The organism is Pararhizobium mangrovi (genome assembly GCF_006516965.1).
GTDB classification, from domain to species: Bacteria; Pseudomonadota; Alphaproteobacteria; order Rhizobiales; family Rhizobiaceae; genus Pararhizobium_B; species Pararhizobium_B mangrovi.
In genome coordinates this window covers 34,196-58,543 of the sequence record NZ_VHLH01000003.1, presented here as the reverse complement: position 1 = coordinate 58,543, position 24,348 = coordinate 34,196, and the positions used below count along the sequence as shown (strand labels likewise).

Below are 24,348 nucleotides of genomic sequence, written 5' to 3'. Positions count from 1 at the left end.
CCGATGAACCAGATGCCCGAACCATGCGGGTTCGATGCGAGCGAGCCGGTCGATTCCGGTCCCGGGAATACCGTCGACGACCGCGAAGCCGCGACGCAGAGCGAGGACCTGAACCCGCTTGCCTACCGCACCGCGGTGCAGTTGCGCGACGAGAGCCATTCGCCGAAGCTCGTCACCGGCATCGTACGCGTCATCGAATTCCTCGCTTTCGCCATCGCCGGCTCTGGCCTTCTTGCGCTGCTTCCGGTGACGCCGCTTCCGCGCGACCCGGCCGTCTTTGCCATCTTCGCTGGCGGCCTTCTCGCCGCATTGGCCCTTAATCTCGCCGACAGCTATCAGGTCAACGCCCTTCGCTCGCCCGGCGGTACGCTGCCGCGCGCGATCACGGCGTGGACCGTCGCGCTCGCGCTCGTCGGTACGCTTGCCTTCGTGCTCGGCTCGAGGGCCGGGCTATGGCCCTGGATTTCGAGCTGGTATGCGGCCGGCTGCGCGTTTCTGATGGTCGAGCGTTTCGTGCTCGCACGCATCATCCGGCGCTGGGCGCGCGACGGCCACATGGAACGGCGCGCCGTGCTCGTCGGTGGGGGCGAACGGGCCCGCGATCTCGTTCGCAGGCTGGAGAGCCAGCCCGACAACGACATCCGCATCTGCGGCATCTTCGACGAACGTTCGGATGCGCGCTCGCCGTCCCTCGTCGCCGGCTATCCGAAGCTCGGCAACATGCGCGACCTCCTGTCTTTCGCCCGTCTGGCGCGGATCGACATGCTGATCATCACCCTGCCGCTGACGGCCGAAGCGCGGGTGCTGCAACTCATGAAGACGCTCTGGGTGCTGCCGATGGATATCCGGCTGGCAGCCCATGCGAGCCAGCTTCGCTTCCGTTCGCGCTCGTATTCCTACGTCGGCCAGGTGCCGATGCTTGACCTCGCAGACCGGCCGATCGCCGATTGGGACCATGTCGCAAAGCGCAGCTTCGATATCGTTTTCTCCGTCCTGCTGCTCGCGCTCTTGTGGCCGGTCATGCTGGCGACGGCGATTGCCGTGAAGGCGACGTCGAGGGGTCCGGTCCTCTTTCGCCAGAAGCGCCACGGCTTCAACAACGAAGTCATCGAGGTCCTAAAGTTCCGCTCGATGTACACCGACCAGTGCGACCCGACGGCGAAGAACCTCGTCAAGCGCTTCGATACGCGCGTGACCCCGGTCGGACGGTTCATCCGCAAGACGACGCTCGATGAGCTGCCGCAGTTCATCAACGTGCTGCGCGGAGAGCTTTCGCTCGTCGGTCCGCGACCGCATGCGGTCGACGGCCAGACGGATTTCGGCCTTTATACGGAGGTCGTCGACGGCTACTTCGCGCGCCACCGCGTGAAGCCCGGCGTAACCGGCTGGGCGCAGATCAACGGCTGGCGCGGCCCGACCGATACCGACGAGAAGATCCGCCAGCGCACCGCCTTCGATCTCGACTACATCGAGAACTGGTCGCTCTTCTTCGACCTGAAGATCCTGCTGCTGACGCCGATCCGGCTTCTTAACCTGAACGAGGCGTATTGAACGACGCTGATGGAGCGAACGTGCAGCAGTTCGCTTCTCGCCTGACGGGCGGCCTTACGCGTCGTCGTCGACCGTTCCGTCCGGTCGCCATTCTTCGGGATGGATGCGCTTCTGCGTATCGTTATCCACGAAGGTCCACCAACCCTCGTCGGCAGCCGACCAGTCCCCGCCGGCCTTCTCGAGCCGATTGAGCGAGCGGTAATGCGCGAGCGATTCGTTGAGTGTCCCATTGTGATCGGTCCAGTAGACCGTGACCCGGGTTCCATCCGTGGGAGCCGTGGAAATGGGCTTTCTCGAAGTCATGACCTGTCCGTCCGGTCGCTTCGCGAGGCGATGATCGCGGGTTGCGGCTCGATGGTCGGAGCGGCGGGATTCGAACCCACGACCCCTTGACCCCCAGTCAAGTGCGCTACCGGGCTGCGCTACGCTCCGAACCGTCGAGACGACGCTTTTTCCTAGGGGTTTCGAAGCACCTTCGCAAGCCATGATCCGGCGCGTCGGCCCGGAAATTTTCGGCATGGACGATACCGGCATCGCGAATGCGACGGCCGCGCCGGCGATCGCCTTCGAAAAAAGATGGCGCACGAACGGAACCCCTCCTCCCACGCGGCCGTTGCCCGGACCGCGCCGGATGGCAGCATGTCATCCGTAAGCCGGTCGCGCAGCGTCGAGACGTTTCGTGTCCATCTACCGCGGGATGAAATCAGGAGTACGAAGGCCATGACGCAGGACACCTTTCGCGAACCGGTACACATTCTCGACAGCCTCAGCTTCAAGCGGGCGGTCGCAAGCGCGGGCGAAGCGCTCGCCTTTCTCGAAAACCGATCCGCCGCATGGTCGAAGCATCGCGGCGACGCGCTTCGCGATTGCCGTGCCGCGATCTGCGGCGACCTCGGTGCGGAAACCGCACGGGCGAGCTTCGCCAGCTACGCGGAAGCCGCCTGCATCTGTCTCGCCGAAGTGCCGCTCGCAGCCGGAGAAGCGATCGCGCGAAAGGCCGGATCCGGTTTCTGACCATCCTTGCCGACGCGAAAATCGAAAACGAGATCAACAGGGAAAAGGAACGACCATGTCTCGCGACACTCTTTACGTAACCCGTCATCAGGGCCAGTGGGAACTGCGCTCGGACAACGAGCAGGGCGATGGCGACATGCCGCGCTACGATTCCCGCGAAGACGCCATCGACGCGGCGATCCTCTCGGCACAGAACTCCAGCAAGCGCGGGCGCGAAGGCCGTGTCTACGTCCAGCCCGGCGAAGGCGAGGAGTACAAGCTCGAAAAGGTCATCGAGGCCGAGAGCTAGGTTCTCGACCACCAACCAGCCGGATTCCGCGTGTTTCACGATCGGAATCCGGTTGTGAGGAGATGTGACGGCGTACCCGCCAGCGTTCCGGAACCTTCGGTTGAGACGGTTGTTTTTGGGACATCGTGGTCGGATCGAATTCTTGTGAGCGAGGTAACCGCCAACGGCACCTTGCAGTCGACCGGCACGCATCGTTCGAGGAAAACGTCATGTTCAGCAAGCTGTCGTCGATCGCCGTCATCGTCGCGCTGAGCCTTGCCGGCTCGGTCGCCCCTTCGTTCGCCCAGAACCTCGGCATCGAGATTGGGCCAAACGGCGTGCGCACCTACGATCCGAACCCACCGCGCTATCGCCATCGCGAGTATCGCCGCTACGACCGCGGCAGGTGCTACGGCCGTCAGGCCGAAGACATCGCCGCGCGCTACGGCTTCTATCGCCCGCGCGTCGTCCATGTCGGACGTACGGTCGTCGTCGAGGGATATACGCGCAGAGGGATCGGCCGGATGCGTTTCGCCAACGAATACGGATGCCCCATCCTGCGATAGGTCTCAGGGGCCGCCGATCTAACCGAAGTGCAAAACAGGCACTGGTGACAGGTTAAACCCACCTACTCCAGACCGGATGGCATTGCAGCTTTAGAGCGTCTCCAAGCGAAACGGAGACGCTCTAACCGGTAATCGCACAGGATTGGCGAAGCAACGAGCGAGGGCTCAGGAACGCGCCTGGTCGAGAATGCGCTTGCATTCCAGCAGATCGTAGAGTGCTTCCTGAAGGAGCGCGCGATCGTCCTCGGCCATCTTGCCGCCGCCGGTCGCCGGAGGTTCGCTCGTCTGCCCGAAACCGAACAGGCGCCGGCTCGAAGGCGACTTCGCCTGGCCGACGAGTTGGTCGTCGCGATCGTCTTCGGGCTCGCGCGCCTTCGTCTTTTCTTCCGGAGATCTCCGCGCGGATTTGCGCGCCTTTTCCTCGGCCGCCTTCGCAGCGAGCGCCTCGACCGTCTCCACGTCGCCCGCGCCGATCGCGATCACGAATTTCGGACCATTCTGGCGCAGGAGCTTCTGCGCACCCTTGATGGTGTATCCCTGATCGTAGAGGAGGTGGCGAATGCCACGCAGCAACTCGACGTCGTCGGGCCTGTAATAGCGGCGGCCACCGCCGCGCTTCATCGGCTTGATCTGGTTGAAGCGCGTTTCCCAGAACCGCAGGACGTGTTGCGGGAGGTCGAGTTCGTCGGCGACCTCGCTGATCGTACGAAAGGCTTCGGGGCTCTTGTCCATAACTCCGGCTCCGGCAGGACGAATCGTGCTTTGCGCACCATATCGGCGCCTTGCGGGCCGGATTTCAAGTGAAGTCGGAAACTATGCCCCGCTTTCGCGCCAAGCGCCTATTCGGCCGCGCGGGTCTCGTCGAGCGGGCCGAGCCGGTCGCGATGGGCGTCGAGCACCTTCTGTTTGAGCACGTTGGAAGCCTTGAAGGTCATCACACGGCGCGGCGAGATCGGCACTTCCTCACCGGTCTTGGGATTGCGGCCGACGCGTTCGGTCTTGTCGCGGACCTGGAACGTGGCGAAGGAAGACAGTTTCACGCTTTCTCCGCGGACGATGGCGTTGCAGATTTCCTCGATCACCATCTCCACCAGCGATGCGGACTCGCTTCGCGAAAGCCCGACCTTGCGAAAGACCGCCTCGGCCAAATCCGCACGCGTCACCGTATTGCCGCTCATGGCACCCACCCGCTCGATCCTATAGGCCGGCATCCGCTACGCCGGATGCCTGATCAGATTAGGAGCCCCGGTGACGGCGGTCAAGCAAGCGGCGGAAATTGCGACGAAATTTGCTGCATACGCGACAGGTCGGCAGTCCCGGCGGGCTTTCGCCCTACCACCTGAGAAGCACCGAGCCCCAAGTGAAACCACCGCCCATGGCCTCGAGCAATACGAGGTCGCCGGAACGGATGCGCCCGTCGCCGGCCGCCGCGGCGAGCGCAAGCGGGATCGACGCCGCCGATGTGTTGCCGTGCCGATCGACGGTGATGACGACCTTTTCCGGGGCGATGCCGAGCTTCTTGGCCGAGGCGTCGATGATGCGCTTGTTGGCCTGGTGGGGCACGAACCAGTCGATGTCGTTCGAGCCGAGTCCCGTCGCCTCGTAGGCCTGTTCGATGACGTCGGTAATCATGCCGACGGCATGCTTGAAGACCTCGCGGCCCTCCATGCGCAGATGGCCGACCGTACCTGTCGTCGAAGGTCCGCCGTCGACGTAGAGCTTTTCGCGATGGGCACCGTCGGAACGCAGATGCGCCGTCAACACGCCCCGGTCGTCCGTGTGGCCACCGCCTTCCTGCGCTTCGAGCAGCAGGGCACCGGCACCGTCGCCGAAGAGGACGCAAGTCGTACGATCGTCCCAGTCCAGGAGCCGCGAGAAGGTCTCCGTACCGATGACGAGCGCGCGCTTTGCCATGCCGCCGCGAAGATAGAGATCGGCCGTCGTCAGCGCATAGACGAACCCGGTGCACACCGCCTGCAGATCGAAGGCCGCACCGTGATGGATGCCGAGACGCTGCTGGATGTTGACGGCGGTCGCGGGAAACGTGTTGTCCGGGGTCGACGTCGCGACGATGATCAGGTCGACGTCCTGGGCGGACCGCCCGGCGCGATCGAGCGCGGCGCGCGCGGCCGCCTCTCCGAGCGAGGCGGTGGTCTCGCCTTCGCTTGCGATATGGCGTTCTCGGATGCCGGTGCGTTGCTGGATCCAGGCGTCGGAAGTCTCGATCAGCCCCTCGAAATCGCGGTTGGTCATCACGCGTTTCGGCAAAGACGCTCCGAAACCGGCGACCACTGATCGAATCATACTCTACTTCCTAACCGGCAGTGCGCACTTCCTGCGCCACGGTCTCGGCCGGTCGGCGGGAGTGAAACTCGTTCAAATCGGTATCGATCTTGGCTCTGAGATCGTTGCGGGCCATGTCGTAGCCGACATCGACGGCGGCGGCAAACCCCTCGGCGTCGGTACCACCATGGCTCTTGATCACGACGCCATTGAGGCCGAGGAAAACGCCGCCATTGACCTTGCGCGGATCCATCTTCTCGCGCAGCCGATCGAAGGCGCTCTTCGCCAGGATATAGCCGGCCTGGGCGAGCCACGTGCGCGACATGGCCGAACGCAGGTATTCCGCGATCTGGCGCGCCGTGCCCTCCGCGGTCTTCAGCGCGATGTTGCCGGCGAACCCTTCTGTGACGACGACGTCCACCGTTCCCTTGCCGAGGTCGTCACCCTCCACGAAGCCGGTATATTCGAGCGACTTGAGGTCTGCCTCGCGAAGAAGCCGTCCCGCCTCGCGCACCTCTTCCTGGCCCTTGACCTCCTCGACGCCGACATTGAGCAGGCCGACAGTCGGCCGCTCGACCTCGAAGAGCGCCCGCGCCATCGCGGCACCCATGACGGAGAAATCCACGAGCTGGCGGGATTCCGCCCCGATCGTGGCGCCGACGTCGAGGACGATGCTCTCTCCGCGAAGCGTCGGCCAGATGGCGGCGATCGCCGGGCGCTCGATGTTCGTCATGGTGCGCAGGCAGAACTTCGCCATGGCCATGAGCGCGCCGGTATTGCCGGCAGAAACGCACACGTCCGCCTCGCCGTCCTTCACCGCCTGCAGCGCACGCCACATGGTGGAATGTCCGCGGCCATGGCGCAGCGCCTGGCTCGGTTTCTCGTCCATCTGCACGGCACGATCGCACGCATGGAAGCGGCTCTTCGCCTTGAGGGCCGGAAAGCGCTCGAGGATGGGCAGGCATTCCTGCTCGATGCCGAATAGGACGAAGTTCAGATCGGGATGACGCTCCAGCGATTTCGCGGCGCCGGCAAGCACGACCTCGGGGCCGTGGTCGCCGCCCATGGCATCGACAGAAACTGTGATCACACGATCCTCTTCGGCCCGACCGGGCCCCTCGTGAATGCGAAAGTGGCCCGAAAATAGTCGATTCACCTTCCGGCACAACCGATTAATTGTCACGGGGGCCGGGTCCTCGAAATCATTCTTCGCAATGCGGAGGAACGGCCGGCGTTTTCCGTCGTGCGGGAACGGGGTCCGCGTTCGTGCCGACGTCTCGGGCTTTCAGCCGTCGCCCTTGCGCAATTGCCGGAGGGCGGCGAAGGGAGATTCTTCCTCGCCCGCCTCGTCCTCGACATGGTCGGTGAAGGCGACGTCCTCGACATGGGGATAGGGATCGATGCCGAGCGCTGCGAACTCGCGGGCGACGTCTGCGAGATCGAGCGCGTCGCCCGAAAAGGTCTCCGGCGGATCGGGCGCCTCCGGATCCACGACGATCTCGCCTTCGCTTCCGGGCGCGTCGCCGGCGTTGCGCGAACCCTGCGGAACGAAAAGCGCTTCGATCGTCTCGTCCAGCCGGGTCTTCACCGGGTCCAGCGTGACGACGCATTCCTGCATGAGGTCGCCGGTGACCCGACCTTCGACACGGATGCCGTCGCGACGCCAGCGCCTGACCGTCAGTTCCGCGTCCAGCCGTTCGACGCCGAGCACGCCCCATTCGTCCGCGAGGCGCGCGCGATCGGCCTCGCTCGCCGAAAGCTGCACGGTCTGCGTGCCTTCGCCGAGATGCTCCGGGCGCACGCGGTGGGAAAAGGTTTCGTACCCGCCCGCTTCGCCTTTGCCGCCATAGCCGCCCATGTCTATTCCTCGTCGTCTTTCGGTCGCGGAACGGTGAGTTCGCCGGAAAGGATCGCCGCGTCGGGCGTCCCGGCAAGCGCGTCTTCCGTCGCCGTCATGTAGTGCGCCAACGCAAGCATATCCGGTGCGTTCTCGTTCTCGGGGTGTACGTTACGCTTCAGGGCGTCGGCCAGAGCCCACGTATCGCGCGCGTCGAGCGCCGCACTGTAGGCTTCGGCTCTCCCATAGAACATGCGGGCGAACTTCTTCATGCGTTTGGGAACACCGACATCGCCGATGCCGATCTCGCGGATGGAATGGTCGAGATCGAGGAAGAACTCGTCGACCACCTCCTGCGCGATCGCTTCGACTTCCACCGATCCGCCGCGCGTGCGACGCAGGAAGAGCACCATTTCGACGGCCAGCATCTCGAAGCGGCCCATCACCGAATCGGGCACGCTCATCGCGGTGTAGAAGGCCGGTGCACGGGCCGCGGCGGTCAGCGTCTCGTAGACGGTGGTGACGATACGCCGGTTCGCGTTGCGCCGCCTGCCCCCGAAAAGCCCGAAAATCATTGAAGACGCCTCGCAAACGCACCGGTTGCGGGACTTCGTCGCCCCTCCGCGTGTTGCATACCGGATGCGGCTGGTTTACCCAAGCGAGCGCGAAACGCAATGGCGCGATCCGCAGGGTTTTCCGAAGGAGATGTCGTTGAGCGGACGGGATTTCAAGACACGGGCGACGGCCGCGGCCGGCACGGTCCTGATGGCAACCGCGCTGGCGGCCGGTGTCGCCGGGTGCGCCTCGCGGACCTATACCAGCGGTTACGTCGTCGACCAGGACGCTCTGAAGCTCGTGCCCGTCGGGTCGAGCCGCGAGCAGGTGCTGCTGACCCTCGGCTCGCCCTCGACGAAGGCGACCTTCGGCAACGAGGTGTTCTACTACATCACGCAGAAGCGCAGCCAGCCGTTCGCCTTCATGAAGTCGCACGTCGTCAGCCAGAGCGTCCTCGCCGTCTATTTCGACAGCGACGGCACGGTGACGCGCATTGCCAACTATACGCTGAAGGACGGCCACGTCTTCGACATGATCTCGCGCACCAGCCCGACCGGCGGAAGCGAACAGACCTTCCTCGGCCAGCTCCTTTCCGGCGGTTCGACGAAGCCGACACTGCCGGGCGCGCAGCAACAGACGCCGGGCGCGATCTAAAGAATCTCGGAGCTGTACAATTTTAGCGCCCTCGGTTTGGGATGATCCCCGAACCGAGGGCCGTAGCGCGTCACTCCTGCGCTTCGATCTTCGCAATCAGGTCCGGATCGACCGGGATTCCCTCGGCTGCGAGACGGCGGCGAATCTCCTGCCGGCGGCGGCCGGGTACGCGCGTGCCGTCCATCGACTCGATCTCGCCGGCAAGGACGGCGAAGCGTTCGAGCGCGTTGTTCCCAAAAGCCGTCGGGTCGATGGCGATCAGAGTCTGGCCGACGCCGGGCGGATTGCCCGTCGCATCGAAGAAGGAACTTGCCTCGTAGCCGTAGTTCGCACCGGTCAGCCCGGCGCAAAGCAGTTCCACCATCAACGCCAACGCCGTGCCCTTTGCATCGCCGAGCGGCACCATGGTGCCGGCGAGCGCGGCATCGGCGTCCGTCGTGGGCCGGCCTTCGGCGTCGAGCGCCCAGCCTTCGGGAATTGGCTCGCTTTTCTGGGAAGCCGCCATGACCCTGCCGCGAGCCACCTTCGAAAGCGACACGTCGACGACCACCGGAGCGCCGCCTTCCAGCGGTGCTGCGAAAGCAATCGGATCGGTTCCGAAGAGCGCGCGTCGTCCGCCCCAGGGCGCCATCGCCGCGGGTGAATTCGCGACCAGCAGTGCGACGACGCCGGCTTCGGCCAGCCGTTCGACCGGAACTCCGGCCACCCCGCAATGGTGCGAACGGCGGATGCCTGCGATCGCGATACCCTGCGTGCGCGCGGCTTCCGGCAACCAGTCGATCGCGCGATCGAGTGCGGGATAAGCGAAACCGTTCGCCGCATCGACGGCGAGCGCGCCGGGACGCGTCTGCTCGGCCTTCGGTTCGGCAAAGCCGTCCACCTTGCCGGATCGGGCCTGAGCGCAATAGGCGAGAACGCGCCGCAGACCGTGGCCACCCTGCCCGGCCAGTTCCGCCGCGACGAGCGCCGAGGCGACCGAACGGGCGTTCGTCTCCCCGGTCCGCGAACGGCGGAGTGCCTGCGTGATCGATGCCTCGAGGGCATCCGCCTTCATCACCTGCATGTCACGCGTTCCCTTCGAGATGCGACAGGACCTTTTCGGCGATCATCCGGCTGACGCGAACGTTCGATTCCTCGGTCACGCCTGCGATGTGCGGCGTCAGCACCAGATTGGCGATGCCGGCGAACTTCTCACCCGCTTCGGCCGTCAGCGGCTCGGTCTCGAAGACGTCGAGCGCCGCACCCGCGAGCTTGCCCGCCTTCAGCGCTTCGGCAAGCGCCGTCTCGTCGACGATCCCCCCGCGCGCCGCGTTGATTAACGCGGCGGTCGGCTTCATTTTTGCCAGGTTCGCCGCATCGATGAGATGGCGCGTCTGATCCGTCAGCGGCGTATGGAGCGAAACGACGTCGGAAGATTCCAGAACGTTGTCGAGCGAAACGTTGTGGGCGAGACGCCAGGCTTCGTGATCGGGCGGGCAGAACGGATCGTAGGCGAGGATGGTCATGCCGAGCGCGTGCGCGCGCCACGCGATCTCGCGCGCGATCGAGCCGAAGCCGACAAGGCCAAGAGTGCGTCCGGCCAGTTCCCCGCCGGCAAGCGCCTGCCGGGGCCATTTGCCGTCGATCACGTCCTTCGTGGAAAGATAGGCGTGGCGCATTAGCATGGCGGCCGTCGTCATGACGTATTCGGCGACCGAGAGATCGTTCGCCCCCGTCGCAGGATAGACAGCCACACTCCGTGCACGGCAGGCCTCGACGTCGATGTTGTCGAGCCCGACGCCGAGCCGGCCGACACAGGCAAGCTTTTCGCCCGCCTCGAGGATCGGCGTGCCGACCTTCGTGCGGTTACGCACGATCAGCGCCCTGGCACCGGCGACCATTTCGGGAATGGCGTCCTGGCGGTCGGCGAGCGACGGGTCATAGAGCGTGTCGTGCCGCGCCGAAAGCAGCGCGACCGCCGCCTCGTCCATGAACTCGGTAATGATGATTTCGCTCACGATGTGCGTTCCTCTCAAAGACTCATGACGGGCAAGGGCACGCCGAGCACGGAGCGGAAGAGCCAGGTGAACCCGAAGACGATCACCAGCCCGGCGATGGCGTAGATGACGGCGGTGCGCACGGTCCAGCGCTCGTGCATACCGACGAGCGTCAGGATGACGAAGAGCGCGATCGAGCTGGCGACGAAGCCGAAGCTTTCCATGAGCAGCGCACATGCGAGCATCGTCAGGACGAGGATGGCGCGGCGGGGAAACGATCCGCCGTCCCCCTCGCTCGCCTCGCCGAGCCCCAGCAGAGAGCGGACGAGCACGATGCCGGCAAATACGATCAGGCCGATCGCGACGGTAACGGGAAAGACCAGCGAGTCGGAGTCCGTGTAGCCGCGTGCGTCGTTGAGCGCGAGCAGGCCGAAGATGATCAGGAGGACGGAGATGGCGGCACTGCCCCATTGCGGACCGCTGCGCTCGATGGCGGGCGCTTCGTCGCCTGCGGCCATCGCGACGCGGTTTCGCCGCGCACGGTAGACCGGCCACAGGAGCGTCAGCAGCGTGAAGGCGATTACTGCCAGCGACAGCGGACGCCCGAAGAACATCGCCGGCACGTTGCCGATGGCCGAGCCGATAGTCCATCCCTGCACGAAGCCCTGCTCGGCGATCGGACCGAGGATGAGCCCGAGCACGATCGGCGAGACGGAAAAGCGAAACCGCGACAGGACCCAGCCCGCCAGGCCGAGGATCACCATGATCGCCACGTCCGCAGAACTGTTGCGGATGGCGTAGGAACCGATGATCGTCATGAAGGCGACGCCGGCAACGAGAAGCGGCTTCGGAACGTTGAGGATCGACTTGTAGGCGTAGCGCCCGATCAGGAGGCCGACCGGCAGCATCAGCACCGTCGCCAGGAAGAGCCCCCAGACGAACGTATAGACGATGGCACCCTGGTTGGCGAAGAGCGTCGGGCCGATGTGCACGCCCTGGACGAGGAGCGCGCCGAGAATGATCGCGTCCGGCGGTGTACCGGGAATGCCGAGCACCAGCGTCGGGATGAGGCCGCCGCCGACGGTCGCGTTGTTGGCCGATTCCGACGCGATCACGCCCCCCGGCTCGCCGGACCCGTAGCGCTGGTCCGCGCGCGCGGTCCGTCGCGCTTCCGAATAGGATACGAGACCCGCGACCGAGCCACCGGCGCCCGGCAGGATGCCGACGATCGTGCCGATGATCGACGAGCGCGCGACGTTGAACTTGTTGGCGACCATGACGCGGACCGCTTCCGCGAGCCGGAAGCCACGCGGCGAATCCTCGAGATCGAGATGCCGTTCGGAATGGGCCGCGAGGTCGATCAGCACCGGAATGCAGTAGAGGCCGATCAGCGCGGCGACGACTTCGATACCGCCGAGCAGGATATGGATGCCGAAGGTCAACCGCACGTCGGCGGAAACTTCCGCGACGCCGATCGTCGAGAGAAGGAGGCCGAAGGCACCGCCCGCCAGCCCCTTGAAGACGTTGCCTTCCGAAAGGGCCGCGATCAGCGAGAGACCGAAGATCGCCAGCCAGAAATATTCGACCGGGCCGAAGGCGAGCGCCACGTTGGAAAGCGGCGGCGCGAGAAGGAGCAGCGCGGCCGCGCCCACGAGCCCGCCGACGACCGATGCGAGGCACGACAGCGTCACCGCCAGATCGCCATTGCCCTGCTTTGCCATCGGGTAGCCGTCGAACGTCGTCGGAATGGCCGACGGCGTACCGGGCGTATTGAGAAGGATGGCCGAATAGGCCCCGCCGTAGATCGCCCCGGTATAGATCGCGCCGAGGAGGATCAGTGCCGAGGCCGGATCGAGCGTGAAGGTCAGGGGAACGAGCACGGCCACCGCCATGGTCGCGGTCAGGCCGGGGATGGCCCCGATGATCGTTCCCGCGGCGACGCCGAACAGGGCGAAGGCAAGATTGATGGGCGTCAGCGCATCGACGAAATTGTCCAGGCCGTGCATGGGTTTTCCCTGGATTGATCGAAGAGAGCCGCCGGGCGATGGCCGCCCGGCGTATAGACCCGCTTGCGCACGCCTATTTCAGGATGCCTGCATCCTTGGCTGCAGAAAGATCCTGCTTCTTCTGCTTGTCCATGAAGGACTGCATGTCGCTGTAGGGCACGTCGATCAGCGCGAAGCCCGCATCCAGCATCTTCTTTCTGAAGTCCTTGTCGTGATTGATCTTCGCGAACATGTCGGAAAGCGTCTTGCGGCGCTCTTCCGACACCGACTTTGGCACGGCAATGCCGCGATAGGCGCCGCCGGTCATGTCGAAGCCCTTCTCCTTGAGGGTCGGGACATCGGGAAAGAGCGGATGACGTTCGTCCATGGCGACGGCGAGAAGCCGCACCTTGTCGCCCTGCGCCGCACCGACGGTGGTGTATCCCCACTCCGCCTGGACCTGGTTGCCGAGAACCGCCGTCATCGCCGCACCGGTGCCCTTGAACGGCACATAGGTGGTCTTGATGCCGGCAAGGTCGTCGAACTGGGTGGCGGCGAGCTGGTTGGCGGTGCCCTTGCCCGTGCCGGCCATGGTCACGCGACCGGGATTCTTCTTCGCGAAGTCGATGAGGTCCTGCAGCGTCTTGAACTTCGAATCCGCCGGCACGACGATCGCGTTCGGCGTGAACTGGAACCAGTAGATCGGTACGATATCGTCCGTCTTGTAGCCGACGTTCTTCTGTGCGGGCTGGATGATGATATGGGGCAGATTGACGCCCATCACCGTGTAGCCGTCGCCTTTCAGCCCGTTCAGCCTCGACCAGCCGACGGCGCCGCCGCCGCCTTCCTTGTAGGAAATGACGAGATCCTGGCCGAACTCCTTCTGGAAGAAGGGCTGCTGCATCCTGGCCGCGACATCGGACTCGCCGCCGGGTCCGAAGGGAATGACGTAGTCGACCGATTTCGTGGGAAAGTTATCGTCCTGAGCCAGCGCAGGGCTCGCCGCAAGCGCGGCCGCAGCGACCGCGCCAGCGACGAAAGAACGTCGTTTGAACATGAGATCCTCCAGTGGTTTTCCGAGCCGGACAAGACTGCACGTGGCTTCCTCCTTCCACACGCAATCCTGTTTCCTTTTATTTTACCGCTTTAGAAATTACGCGCTGCGGTAAAGCTTCGTCATGACGAACTCGCGATGGCCGAGCGCTTCGGCGGCGGTCAGCCGCCCGTTCGCCGTGCGACGGACATTCTCGATCAGCGCGTCGCCGGCCTCGTCCATCGTCATGTCGCGGCGCAGGATGCCGGTGACGTCGACGTCGATGTGCTCGCTCATCGTGCGCACCGTTCGCGGGTTGGCCGAGATCTTGACGACGGGCACGATCGGATTGCCGACGATGTTGCCCTGCCCCGTCGGGAAGGTATGGATGACGTATCCGCCGGCCGCCATCAGCGTCACGCATTCGGCCGCGGCCGACGACGTATCCATGTAGTAGAGGCCGTTGCCGCCCTTCGGCTGCTCCGCCGGATCGAGAATGTCGAGGAACTGGTTGTTGCCCATCTTCTCGAGGTTGCCGAGCGCCTTTTCCTCGATGGTCGTCAGCCCGCCTTCGATGTTGCCCTTGGTCGGCTGCGATTCGGAAAGATCGTTGACCTTGAATGGCTCGATCACGTCGTCCTGATAGGCCTTCCACATCTGGTACCAGCGCTCGCCGACTTCCGGATTGATGGCGCGCGCCTTGCAGATGTGTTCCGCGCCGGTGATCTCGGAGGTCTCGCCGAAGACGCCGTAGATGCCCTCCGGCAGGAGCTTGTCGTACATGTTGCCGACCGTCGGGCAGGAGCCGAGACCGGTGGTCGTGTCGCTCTCGCCGCACTTCGTCGAGATCCACAGATCGCCGATCGGGCACTCCTCGCGTCGAAGTTCGGTCGCCCACTGCACGAACTCCTTCGCCTTGCGCGAAGCGTCCATGATGGTCTTCAGGTCGCCGTTCTGCTCGATCGAGAAGCCTTCGACGGGCTTGCCGGTCTCGGCAATGCCGTCGACGATCCGCTTGGTCCAGCCAGGCTCGATGCCGATGACGATGACCGCGGCGACGTTCGGGTTGGCGCCGGTGCCGATCATGGTGCGGAAATGCAGGTCGAGATCCTCGCCGAACTGCAACCGGCCATAGGCGTGCGGCAGGGCGATGGTGCCCTTGATGTTGTTGGCCACGGCCTCGCAGGCCGCGTTGGAAATGTCGTCGACGGGCAGGATGACGACGTGGTTGCGCACGCCGACCCGGCCGTTTTCACGCCGGTAGCCGTCGAAGGTCAGATTTGAATAGGTGGATGCCATCGTCTTCGCCCCCTACCAGCGCTTGGTCTTGAGATTGTGGACGTGCACGTGTTCGCCCTTCTTCACGTCGGCGACGAACTTGCCGATGTCCTCGCCGTACTTGATGGCGGTATCGCCGTTGGAAACGTCGCCGAGCGCGATCTTGTGGCCGATCGGCACGTCGTTCTTGGACTGAAGCTCGAAACTGGAATTGTCGTGCGTGACCACGCACAGCATCGTCGTGCCGGCCGTCAGGCCTTCGACGACGACGACGCCGACGTTATCCTTGGGATCGTGGACAAGCAGGTGCGGAATGCTCAAGGCGATCTCCTCCCTCGTTGGTCGTTTTCGGGACAGGTCTTATATAAGACATAAGATACAATTTTCTGGCCGTGTCAACCGGAAACTGGTATCCTGCGCGGACCATCGGATGGCCGGGTGGATTCCGGCCGACGATCGTTCGCGATAGCGGCCGGCGGGAATCTTCGAACCGACGAAAGGACATGCCATGGCGCAGGAAATCGAACCGGCCGTCGGTTTCAAACCGCTCTACGCGCAGGTGAAGGATCGCCTGATCCGCCGGCTCGTGGACGGCACGTGGCCACCGGGAATGGCGTTGCCGAGCGAATTCGAGCTCGCGCAGGAGCTGAAGGTCAGCCAGGGCACGGTGCGCAAGGCGCTCGACGCGATGACGTCGGAAAACCTGCTCGTTCGCCGGCAGGGGCGCGGAACGTTCGTCACGGTGCCCGAGGAATCGCGCATCCTGTTCCAGTTCTTCCACCTGAAGCCCGACAGCGGCACGGTCACCTTTCCCCAGTCGACCGTTCTGAAGCTTTCGAAGACGACGCCCACGGCAGCCGAGGCGGAACCGCTCGCACTCTCCCGCCGTGCGAAGGTATGGCGCATCGAGCGCGTCCGCTCCTTCGCCGACGCGCCGATCATCGTCGAGACGATCACCCTTCCGGTAACCCGGTTCGAGGGCCTCGACACGCTCGAGACGATCCCGAACAACGTCTACGAACTCTATTCGAAACGCTGGGGCATCACGATCGCCCAGAGCGAGGAGCGCCTGAAGGCCATCTCCGCCTCCGCACGCGATGCTTCCCACCTCAAATGCCCGGAAGGCGAACCCCTCCTCCTCATCAGCCGCCTCGCCCGCGACCTCGAAGCCCAGCCGGTCGAACTGCGCTGGTCCCGCTGCCTGACCCGCACCGTCCATTACGGCGTCAAGCTGCGGTAGCGCACCGCGAAGCCGTCAGGCTGGAAGCAAAGGGACCGGAATCGACAGCGAAGGACTGCTGCGTCGTTCGCCCATGTTCGGATGGGCTGCCCGGGGAAGAACCGACTTCGTGCCGGGGTCTCGGGAAGACACTCGCCAAAAGGCGAAAGCCGGGCGCGATACGATCGGAACGAGTTCCGGTTTCGCTCTCACCCGGCCAGATAGCCGCCGTCGACGGCGAGCACCGTGCCGGTGACGTAGCCGGCTTCAGGCATGGTCAGGAACACGACCGCGCCGGCGACTTCGTCCGGCTGCCCCCAGCGCTTGAAGGCGGTACGTTCGGCGATCCTCTGGTAGTGTGCCGCTTCCTTGCGGCCTTCGGCGTTGAGCGCCGTTTCGATGAAGCCGGGTGCGACGGCGTTCACGCGGATCCCCTGCCCGGCCCAGGCATGGGCCAAGCTCTTCGTCAGCATGACGATGCCGGCCTTGCTCGCGCAGTAGGCGGGCAGCCGCGGCAGGGCCGTGTAGGCATTCATCGAGGCGATATTGACGATCGCGCCCTGACGCGTGGCAAGGGCGGGCCTCAGCGCCTCGCACATGCTGAACGTGCCGGTCAGGTTGATATCGAGCACGCGGCGGAAGACTTCGCGCCGGTACTCCTCGTCGCGGCGAAGGATCCCCGCGCAGTTGACGAGCGCATCGAGACCGTCGAAGCGCGCAGCGAAACCGTCGACCGCTTCGTCGTCCGTGATGTCGAGCGGCTCGACCTCGACGCCGGCGATCCGGTGCAGCTTCGACGCTGCCGCCTCGTCATCGCTGGCAGCCGTCGCGACGACCGAGGCACCGAGTTCTGCGAAAAGTTCGGCGATGGGCTGGCCGATGCCGCCCGCACCACCGACGACGACGGCACGAAACCCGTCATGCAGGCGAAACGCCGCTGACTGCGTCATGATCATTTACTCCGGAAGGCGGGCGGCCGGACCCGTTGGCCGGCCGCCCGGGAAGGCTCGCGCCTACTGCTGCTGGATCAGCTGATCGAGCTGCTGGTCGGCCTGCTTGCAGGCCTGATCGACGCTGGCGTCGCCGAGCAGGATGCTGTCGACGGCCTGGCCGATGTATTCGCGCGATTCCGGGTTCTGGACGATCGGATATCCGACCTCGGAGGTACCCTCGGCCGCGAGATGGTCGATCGCCTTCTGCCAGTCCTGACGGATCGGCTGCTGCTGGAGCCATTTCCTGTAGTCGGCATTCTGCGAGACCGACTTGCGCGGCGGCGCGATTCCGTCCACGGCGAGCTTCGCCTGCATCTGCGGGCTCGTCGCCCACTGGACGAAGTACCAGGCCGCGTCCGGGTCGTCGCTGAACTTCGAGATGGCGAGCGCCCAGCCGATCGAGGTCGGATGCGACCCGCCCGCACCCTTAGGAAGCGGCATGATTCCGGTATCCTTCAGACGCGCGCCGCCCTCCATGATCGAGGGAAATTCGTTCGACGATTCGAACGACATTGCCGAGCGGCCGGAACGATAGAGTGTGGTAAGCTGATAGAAGCTATAGTTGACGACACCGCGCGGCCCGTAGGTCTTCAACAGGTCGGCATAGGCCGAAAGCGCCTTCTTGCCCTCCGGCGAGCACAGGTTGGACTTGCCGTCCTTCATGTACGAACCGCCCATATTGTGCAGGAAAACGCTGAAGGTGTAGGGCAATGCCGGCTTCAGCCCGCGAGAGGCAAACGCCGTCATGTTCGACTTGCACGATTTGAGCTTCTTCGCCACGTCGCCAATCTGGTCGATGCTTTCGGGCGGAGAGACGCCGCAATCCTTGAAGACGTCGGTGCGATAGTAGAGCAACGGCCCTTCGATGTTCAGCGGAACGCCGGTGAAGACGCCGTCGAACGTCGCCGCCTTGACGAGCGCGGGGCTCAGGTCATTGAAATCGTAGTCCGACGTGACCTTCTGCTTCGTATAGGGCGTCAGGTCCTCGTACCAACCGGCGGCGGCGAACTGCTTGCCCTCGCGCGAAGGCAGCGTCATGAAGACGTCGACCTCGTCGCTGTGGGCGTTCATCACCGTCAGCAGGCGCTGGCGCATCTGCTGTTCCTGGTACTTGTCGACCTTCAGCGTGATGCCGGTAAGCTTCTCGAACTCGTCCTGGTGCTTGAGGATCGCCGTGGCGACGGGATTGTTGTTGGCAAGAAAGGAAACGGTATCGCCCTTGTGCGCCTTCCAGTCGAAACCCTGTTGCGCGCTGGCTGTGGCCACGAGGCTCGTGATGGCCAAAAGCGCGACGCCGGCGACACGCGCGCCAAGGCCGGCATGCCTGGAAATCTTCGTTGACATCATGCTCCTCCTCCCGAATGCGTTTGCGTGGCGACATAAAGAAGCAAACGCGCCACGCATCGGACGATCGGGATTGTAACCGATTACAAATTGACATCAAGGAGCATTCTCGCTCTACGAGCAGGAAATTTTGTGCCGGTTACGAAGACATGCGATTATGCTCTTTCGTCGCGGCTTCGGGCTGATAATCTTCGACACCTGACGAAACGTTTGGATGAAACCGGTTATTAAAAAGTCGAGAACACGCAATCGGGAGGGAGCAAGGGGCGTCGGTATCCGGGAAGTTGCGACCCGTGCCGGGGTCTCCACGGCCACGGTCTCCCGTTCGCTCAACAATCCCAATTCGGTCAGCGCCGAGCTGCGCGCCCGCATCGCCGCCACCATCGACGAGGTCGGCTACATTCCGGACGCTTCGGCGCGCGCGCTGACTGTACGCCGTACCCGCACGATCGGCGCGATCGTGCCGACCGTCGACAACGCGATGTTCGCACAGGGGCTACAGAGCCTGCAGCGCTACCTCGCCTCCCGGGACCATCTTCTGCTGCTCGCGACGAACGAGTACGACCTCGACGTCGAGCTGAAGCAGGCGCGCAACCTCGTCAGTCGCGGCATCGACGGGCTCATCCTGCGCGGCGACGAGCACCATGCGGAGCTGCGCAAGCTCCTGACCGACCAGTGCATCCCCTTCGTCAATGTCGGCGTCTACGAGCCGCACAAGCCCTATGCCAGCATCGGCACGGACAACGCAGCCGCCGGCCGGAGCGTCACGCGCCACCTCACCGGCCTCGGCCACCGGCGCATCGCCATGGTCGCCGCCATGCAGCGCAACAACGACCGCGCGCAGGCCCGCCTTCGCGGCGTAAAGGAAGCGCTCGAAGAGGCGGGGCTTTCGATGCGGCCCGACTGGACGCTTCAGGTGAACTATCGCCTGGACGAGGCGCGCGCGGCGGCCCGCGCCCTCTTCGGCCTGAAGGATAGGCCGACCGCCGTCGTATGCGGCAACGACGTCATCGCCTACGGCGTGCTTCTCGAAGCGGCGAAGCTTGGCCTTCCGGTTCCCGAATCCGTTTCCGTCGTCGGCTTCGACGACCTCGAATGGAGCCGACACCTTCACCCCGCCCTGACGACGATCCATATGCCGACGGACGAGATATGGCAGCGTGCCGGTGAGTATCTGGTCCACACGCTTTCCGGCATGCCGGCAATCCGCCACCACGAGCTGGACTTTTCGCTCGTCGTCCGCGAATCGACCGCACCGGCACCGGGCGACGGCGCGTGACCTGCGTGCCCGACGCGCACCGCACACGCGATAACGCGCCGCGCGTACGGGACGAAGTGACGCCATGCGCGCCAGCATGGAAACGCGCGAAAGGACCCGCTCGATGATCCGCATCGCCTGCATCGAACCGTACGTCTACCGTTTCCCCATCGAGACTCCGGTCGTCACATCGTTCGGCGTCATGCGCGATCGCCCGGCCCTCTTCGTTCGCGTCGTCGACGCGGACGGTGCCGAAGGTTGGGGCGAAAGCTGGTGCAACTTCCCGTCCGTCGGCGCCGAACATCGTGCCCGCCTCATCCGCGAAACGCTCGCTCCGCTTATCGTCGATCGTTCCTGGGAAGAGCCTGCCGACGTTTACGACATGCTGGTGAGAAGCACGGAGGTGCTCGCCATCCAGAGCGGCGAGGACGGCCCCATCGCCCAGGCGATCGCCGGCATCGATCTGGCGGTCTGGGACCTTTCCGCGAGGCGCGCCGGCGAACCGCTCTACCGTCACCTCGGCGCGGTGGGGGCCGCGGACGTTCCCCTTTACGCAAGCGGTCTGAACGCCGACGGCTGGGAAGACGTGGCGACCAAAAGGTACGCGGAGGGCTACCGGCGCTTCAAGCTGAAGGTCGGCTTCGGCCGCGAGAAGGATATCTCGAACCTCAGAACACTGCGCGCGACGTTCGGCGCCCAAACGCCCCTGATGATCGATGCCAACCAGGCCTGGGATCGAGAAACCGCGCTCGCGATGGCCGAAGCCTGCGCGGAGTTCGCGCCGGTCTGGCTCGAGGAGCCGATGCGCGCAGACGTTCCGGCGCCGGTCTGGACGGATCTTTCGCGGTGGTCCCCGGTTCCGCTCGCAGCCGGCGAGAACGTCCGCGGGAAACGCGATTTCGACGTCGCGATCCGCGCTATGGGCCTTGCCTATCTTCAGCCCGACATCGGCAAGTGGGGTGGCATCACCGCAAACCGCGAGATCTGCCGCGAGGCGGTTGAGGCCGGTCTTGTCTACTGCCCGCACTGGCTCGGCGGCGGCATCGGGCTTGCGGCCTCGTTTCATCTGCTGGCCGCCATCGGCGGCGGCGGCGCACTGGAGGTCGATGCCAACCCGAACCCGCTGCGCGAGGCGATCTTCTCGCAGCTCGGGCCAATCCGCGACGGCGCACTCTCTCCGGGGGATACGCCGGGCATCGGCGTTCGACCGCCCTTGCGCGACCTTGAACCCTATCGCATCGAACTGCCACCATGCTGACTGGCCAGGCAGCGCGAAGACACACACAGGAAGGAAACCGCACCATGACCGACTATCCATCCACGCAACTCTTCATCAACGGCGAATGGCGCGACGGGGTCGAGGGCAAGACGCTCGAGATCATCGATCCGGCGAGCGAAGAGGTCATCGGCACCGTCGCCCATGCGACGATCCCCGATCTCGACGCCGCACTCGAGGCAGCGGATGCCGGCTTCAGGACCTGGAGCGCGGTACCTGCCTTCGAGCGCTACAAGACGATGCGCAAGGCGGCCGAGCTGCTGCGCGAACGCGTCGACCGGATTGCCGCGATCATGACCCGCGAACAGGGCAAGCCGCTTGCCGAAGCACGCGGCGAAATCCTCGGCGCATCCGATACGATCGACTGGTTCGCCGAAGAGGCGCGGCGCACCTATGGCCGGATCGTGCCGGCGCGCGCCGACGGCGTCGTGAACATGGTGGTCAAGCAGCCCGTCGGTCCGGTCGCCGCCTTCACGCCGTGGAACTTCCCGATCAACCAGATCGTGCGCAAGCTTTCCGGCGCGCTCGCGGCCGGCTGTTCCATCATCGTCAAGGCGCCGGAGGAAACGCCGGGTTCGCCCGCCGAGCTGATCCGTGCCTTCGCCGACGCCGGGGTGGCGAAGGGCGCGGTCAATCTCGTCTACGGCGTGCCGGCGGAAATCTCCGAATACCTAATTCCGCATCCGGTGATCCGCAAGATCTCGTTCACCGGTTCGACGCCGGTCGGCAAGCATCTCGCAGCACTCGCCGGTGAGCACATGAAACTCTCGACGATGGAACTCGGCGGCCACGCGCCGGCGATCGTCTTCGACGATGCCGATCTCGACAAGGCCGTGAAGGTTCTCGCAGCGGCGAAGTTCCGCAATGCCGGTCAGGTCTGCGTCTCGCCGACGCGCTTCCTCGTCCAGAAGGGCGTCTACGACAAGGTGGTCGACGCCTTCACCGAGGCGAGCAAGGCGATCAAGGTCGGCAACGGCATGGAAGACGGAAGCCAGATGGGCCCGCTCGCCAACGACCGTCGTATCCCGGCCGTCGAGGAAATGATCCAGGATGCCGTCGACAACGGCGCGGAGCTCAAGACGGGCGGCCGGCGCGTTGGCAACAAGGGCTATTTCTTCGAGCCGACGGTGCTCGCCAACGTGCCGACGACCGCACGCATCATGAACGAGGAGCCGTTCGGCCCGGTCGCTTCCTTCATGCCGTTCTCCTCGCTCGACGAGGCGCTCGAGGAATCGAACCGCCTGCCCTACGGCCTCGCCTCCTACGCCTTCACGAGTTCTGGCGAGACCGCGCAGGCGCTCGGCATGGGCATCGAGGCGGGCATGACGACGATCAACCACAACGGCCTCGCCATTCCCGAAGTCCCCTTCGGCGGCGTCAAGGATTCCGGCCACGGCACCGAAGGCGGTGCCGACGCGATCGAGTCCTATCTCGTGTCGAAATACGTCTCGCACTTCACCGGATAGGCGACGAACAGGCCATCCTCCAACATCGAGACGGGTGCGGATCTTCCGTGCCCGTCTTTCTCGATCCAGCGCCGTTTGGTCGTTCGGCGACAGTCGAATGCTTCTGGAGAAAGTCCGTGCCGATTGCCGATGCCTGGCAAGCTTCAAGCGGCACCGTCATCATGCGTACAATACTGCGCGACGGAACTTAGTTCTCTGTCTTATATGGAGGAGACCGTTCTTGCTGGCGGAAGAGCATCCACGGCCGATCCGAGTACAGTGTAGATTCCGGTAGAACCGCAACTTCTCGGATCGGTCATACCCCCGGCGGGTCGCCGTACTGGAAGCCTGCGTACACCGCACTCAAGTCGGGCTCGACGGAATTACGGATATGGTTCTTCAGTTCGCCCTTCAATCTCATGACGGTGTCGGCGAACTCGGGAACCGAAGCGATATTCTCCGTTTCTTCGGGGTCGTTCTCGACGTCGGCCAGGAAGATGTCCTCGTACGCGGCGTCGGGAACATGCCCATCGATGCGAACATTCATGTCGAGACGAAAGCGCTTCGTTCGGATGCATGCACGTCGCGGCCAACCGTGCGTATCGTCGAACATCCCGGCACCATAGATCGGCTGCATGAAGCTGCCCTCGGCTCCGTAGCCGACGGTTCCGTAAACGTACTCGGGCTCAGGATCGGAAAACAGATCCCGTCCTCGATATTGCGGATCGGCATCGAGTCCGGCAAGCGCGCAGAGCGACGGCGCAAAGTCCACGCTTTCCGCAATGTCCGAACGACGATGGTCGCGAGGGACGCCGGGGCCGCTGACGATGAACGGAACCCTGTGAACCTGGGGGGCGAAGGTATGCTTCATGTCGAGCACGCCCTCCTCGCCCACATACGCGCCATGGTCGGAACCAAAGAGGACGATCGTGTCGTCGAGAAGTCCGTTTCTGCGCAGAGCCTGCATGATCCGTCCGACCTGGTCGTCTATCCACGAGACGAGATCGTAGTATAGCGCCTGGGCCAAACGGAAATCGTGCTCCGACAATCGGTCGTCCCGGACCGTTTCCGCGAACTTCGTTTCGAACCTGCTTAGGTTCGGATGCCGGACAATCTTCCCGGGAGACGCTTCGGCGTCGTATCGACCGGCATATTTCTCCGGCACGACGATCGGCGTATGGGGTTGCAGGATCGACGCACGAACGAAAAACGGACCTTCGGCTTCGTCCAGAAATTTCTCGACATTCTGCGCCACCCGCTCGGGCTCGAAGAATACGTCGTCCGCATGAATACCAGCGATGATGTGATCGTTCGCTGCTGATCGGATAATCGTCGCTCCGTCGACGGCGCCGCTGGCACGCGGGTCGCTCACGAGACCGCCGGCCGTGTCGTTCATCTGCCAGGGAGACAACGGTGCAGGTACGTGGGACTTGCCGAAATTGGCCGTCACATATCCCGCCGCAGCAAACGTCTCCGGGACCGTGACGGCCGATTCGGGGAACCGAAGCTCACGAGAAAACCCCTCATTGTGATAGACGCCCGACTGCTCGGGGTAGAGGCCGGTCAGAAAGCACGTCCTGGACGGCGTACAGATGGGCGAGTTGACGAAGAACTGCTCGAAGAGCGTTCCGCGTTCAGCGATGGCGTCGATGTTCGGTGTATGGATATCCTCGCATCGTTTGCGATAACAACTCAGCGCGTCCGTTCTCAGCTGATCGCAGAATATCCAGACGACGTTGGGTGCGGTCGTCCTCCTGATTTTCGACATTGGCTTACTCTCGATGACGGACCCGCTTTCGAAGGGCGACGGTCGT

The 24,348-nt window shown here is 64.3% G+C and carries 25 protein-coding genes and 1 tRNA gene; 9 read left to right on the top strand and 17 right to left on the bottom strand.

Translation table 11 applies throughout. The features are described 5' to 3' along the window. Positions 1-3: 3 nt before the first annotated feature. A complete protein-coding gene (locus tag FJU11_RS02830; protein WP_141165505.1) occupies positions 4-1,551 on the top strand; it encodes an undecaprenyl-phosphate glucose phosphotransferase in 1,548 nt (515 codons plus the stop codon). A gap of 54 nt (positions 1,552-1,605) precedes the next feature. On the opposite strand, the gene FJU11_RS02825 is transcribed toward FJU11_RS02830, so the two are convergent. Together FJU11_RS02825 and FJU11_RS02820 are read right to left on the bottom strand one after the other, a co-directional pair. Continuing rightward, a complete protein-coding gene (locus FJU11_RS02825) occupies positions 1,606-1,854 on the bottom strand; it encodes a hypothetical protein (protein ID WP_141165504.1) in 249 nt (82 codons plus the stop codon). A 52-nt stretch (positions 1,855-1,906) separates the two neighbouring features. Continuing rightward, positions 1,907-1,983: transfer RNA gene (locus FJU11_RS02820), tRNA-Pro, on the bottom strand. Between the two features lie 288 nt (positions 1,984-2,271). Here FJU11_RS02820 and FJU11_RS02815 point away from each other — a divergent pair. The 3 genes from FJU11_RS02815 to FJU11_RS02805 all read left to right on the top strand — a co-directional run bounded on the left by FJU11_RS02815 (position 2,272) and on the right by FJU11_RS02805 (position 3,399). Then, positions 2,272-2,565: a DUF982 domain-containing protein gene (locus FJU11_RS02815; protein WP_181408020.1), complete on the top strand. Its 294-nt coding sequence runs from the start codon at positions 2,272-2,274 to the stop codon at positions 2,563-2,565. 55 nt (positions 2,566-2,620) lie between these two features. Next, a complete protein-coding gene (locus tag FJU11_RS02810) occupies positions 2,621-2,854 on the top strand; it encodes a hypothetical protein (RefSeq protein WP_141165502.1) in 234 nt (77 codons plus the stop codon). 209 nt (positions 2,855-3,063) lie between these two features. Next, on the top strand, positions 3,064-3,399 hold the full coding sequence (locus tag FJU11_RS02805; RefSeq protein WP_141165501.1) for a hypothetical protein: 336 nt from the start codon (positions 3,064-3,066) through the stop codon (positions 3,397-3,399). Between the two features lie 165 nt (positions 3,400-3,564). Here FJU11_RS02805 and FJU11_RS02800 read toward each other — a convergent pair whose 3' ends face one another. From FJU11_RS02800 to FJU11_RS02775, 6 genes are all read right to left on the bottom strand, one after another. Continuing rightward, positions 3,565-4,131 (bottom strand): MerR family transcriptional regulator, encoded by a 567-nt coding sequence (locus FJU11_RS02800; RefSeq protein WP_141165500.1) that lies wholly within the window; start codon positions 4,129-4,131, stop codon positions 3,565-3,567. Positions 4,132-4,238: 107 nt separating this feature from the next. Continuing rightward, positions 4,239-4,577 carry an integration host factor subunit alpha gene (locus FJU11_RS02795; RefSeq protein WP_141165499.1) on the bottom strand — a complete coding sequence of 113 codons (339 nt, stop codon included), beginning with the start codon at positions 4,575-4,577 and terminating at the stop codon, positions 4,239-4,241. A gap of 154 nt (positions 4,578-4,731) precedes the next feature. Further along, positions 4,732-5,703: a beta-ketoacyl-ACP synthase III gene (locus tag FJU11_RS02790; RefSeq protein ID WP_141165498.1), complete on the bottom strand. Its 972-nt coding sequence runs from the start codon at positions 5,701-5,703 to the stop codon at positions 4,732-4,734. Between the two features lie 10 nt (positions 5,704-5,713). Then, positions 5,714-6,772, bottom strand: coding sequence for a phosphate acyltransferase PlsX (gene plsX, locus FJU11_RS02785; protein ID WP_141165497.1), 1,059 nt, complete (start codon positions 6,770-6,772; stop codon positions 5,714-5,716). 195 nt (positions 6,773-6,967) lie between these two features. Then, on the bottom strand, positions 6,968-7,540 hold the full coding sequence (locus FJU11_RS02780; protein ID WP_141165496.1) for a YceD family protein: 573 nt from the start codon (positions 7,538-7,540) through the stop codon (positions 6,968-6,970). 2 nt (positions 7,541-7,542) lie between these two features. After that, positions 7,543-8,094, bottom strand: coding sequence for a ubiquinol-cytochrome C chaperone family protein (locus tag FJU11_RS02775; protein ID WP_141165495.1), 552 nt, complete (start codon positions 8,092-8,094; stop codon positions 7,543-7,545). A 130-nt stretch (positions 8,095-8,224) separates the two neighbouring features. On the opposite strand from FJU11_RS02775, the gene FJU11_RS02770 reads away from it, so the two are divergent. Continuing rightward, positions 8,225-8,728 (top strand): outer membrane protein assembly factor BamE, encoded by a 504-nt coding sequence (locus FJU11_RS02770; RefSeq protein WP_141165530.1) that lies wholly within the window; start codon positions 8,225-8,227, stop codon positions 8,726-8,728. Between the two features lie 70 nt (positions 8,729-8,798). On the opposite strand, the gene FJU11_RS02765 is transcribed toward FJU11_RS02770, so the two are convergent. The 6 genes from FJU11_RS02765 to FJU11_RS02740 form a co-directional block, all read right to left on the bottom strand. Then, positions 8,799-9,791 (bottom strand): Ldh family oxidoreductase, encoded by a 993-nt coding sequence (locus FJU11_RS02765; RefSeq protein ID WP_141165494.1) that lies wholly within the window; start codon positions 9,789-9,791, stop codon positions 8,799-8,801. A 1-nt stretch (position 9,792) separates the two neighbouring features. After that, entirely contained in the window at positions 9,793-10,725 is a 933-nt protein-coding gene (locus FJU11_RS02760) for a hydroxyacid dehydrogenase (protein WP_141165493.1), read from the bottom strand. Between the two features lie 14 nt (positions 10,726-10,739). Then, a complete protein-coding gene (locus tag FJU11_RS02755) occupies positions 10,740-12,710 on the bottom strand; it encodes a tripartite tricarboxylate transporter permease (protein WP_141165492.1) in 1,971 nt (656 codons plus the stop codon). A 73-nt stretch (positions 12,711-12,783) separates the two neighbouring features. Then, positions 12,784-13,746, bottom strand: a complete 963-nt coding sequence (locus tag FJU11_RS02750) for a tripartite tricarboxylate transporter substrate binding protein (RefSeq protein WP_141165491.1) — start codon at positions 13,744-13,746, stop codon at positions 12,784-12,786. A gap of 96 nt (positions 13,747-13,842) precedes the next feature. Beyond that, positions 13,843-15,021 carry a UxaA family hydrolase gene (locus FJU11_RS02745; protein WP_141165490.1) on the bottom strand — a complete coding sequence of 393 codons (1,179 nt, stop codon included), beginning with the start codon at positions 15,019-15,021 and terminating at the stop codon, positions 13,843-13,845. Between the two features lie 12 nt (positions 15,022-15,033). Then, positions 15,034-15,321 carry a UxaA family hydrolase gene (locus FJU11_RS02740; protein ID WP_141165489.1) on the bottom strand — a complete coding sequence of 96 codons (288 nt, stop codon included), beginning with the start codon at positions 15,319-15,321 and terminating at the stop codon, positions 15,034-15,036. A 187-nt stretch (positions 15,322-15,508) separates the two neighbouring features. Between FJU11_RS02740 and FJU11_RS02735 the strand changes: the two genes are divergently transcribed. Continuing rightward, positions 15,509-16,240, top strand: a complete 732-nt coding sequence (locus FJU11_RS02735) for a GntR family transcriptional regulator (protein ID WP_181408019.1) — start codon at positions 15,509-15,511, stop codon at positions 16,238-16,240. 188 nt (positions 16,241-16,428) lie between these two features. On the opposite strand, the gene FJU11_RS02730 is transcribed toward FJU11_RS02735, so the two are convergent. Continuing rightward, positions 16,429-17,169 carry an SDR family NAD(P)-dependent oxidoreductase gene (locus tag FJU11_RS02730; protein WP_141165488.1) on the bottom strand — a complete coding sequence of 247 codons (741 nt, stop codon included), beginning with the start codon at positions 17,167-17,169 and terminating at the stop codon, positions 16,429-16,431. A gap of 63 nt (positions 17,170-17,232) precedes the next feature. Further along, a complete protein-coding gene (locus FJU11_RS02725; RefSeq protein WP_235890789.1) occupies positions 17,233-18,558 on the bottom strand; it encodes an ABC transporter substrate-binding protein in 1,326 nt (441 codons plus the stop codon). 211 nt (positions 18,559-18,769) lie between these two features. Here FJU11_RS02725 and FJU11_RS02720 point away from each other — a divergent pair, with 211 nt between their 5' ends. The 3 genes from FJU11_RS02720 (at position 18,770) to FJU11_RS02710 (ending at position 22,555) form a co-directional block, all read left to right on the top strand. After that, positions 18,770-19,834, top strand: coding sequence for a LacI family DNA-binding transcriptional regulator (locus FJU11_RS02720; protein ID WP_141165487.1), 1,065 nt, complete (start codon positions 18,770-18,772; stop codon positions 19,832-19,834). Positions 19,835-19,898: 64 nt separating this feature from the next. Continuing rightward, complete coding sequence (locus FJU11_RS02715) at positions 19,899-21,071, top strand: mandelate racemase/muconate lactonizing enzyme family protein (protein WP_235890788.1); 1,173 nt, start codon at positions 19,899-19,901, stop codon at positions 21,069-21,071. Between the two features lie 44 nt (positions 21,072-21,115). After that, a complete protein-coding gene (locus FJU11_RS02710) occupies positions 21,116-22,555 on the top strand; it encodes an NAD-dependent succinate-semialdehyde dehydrogenase (RefSeq protein ID WP_141165486.1) in 1,440 nt (479 codons plus the stop codon). Between the two features lie 295 nt (positions 22,556-22,850). On the opposite strand, the gene FJU11_RS02705 is transcribed toward FJU11_RS02710, so the two are convergent. Further along, on the bottom strand, positions 22,851-24,302 hold the full coding sequence (locus tag FJU11_RS02705) for a sulfatase family protein (protein ID WP_141165485.1): 1,452 nt from the start codon (positions 24,300-24,302) through the stop codon (positions 22,851-22,853). Positions 24,303-24,348: the final 46 nt, after the last annotated feature.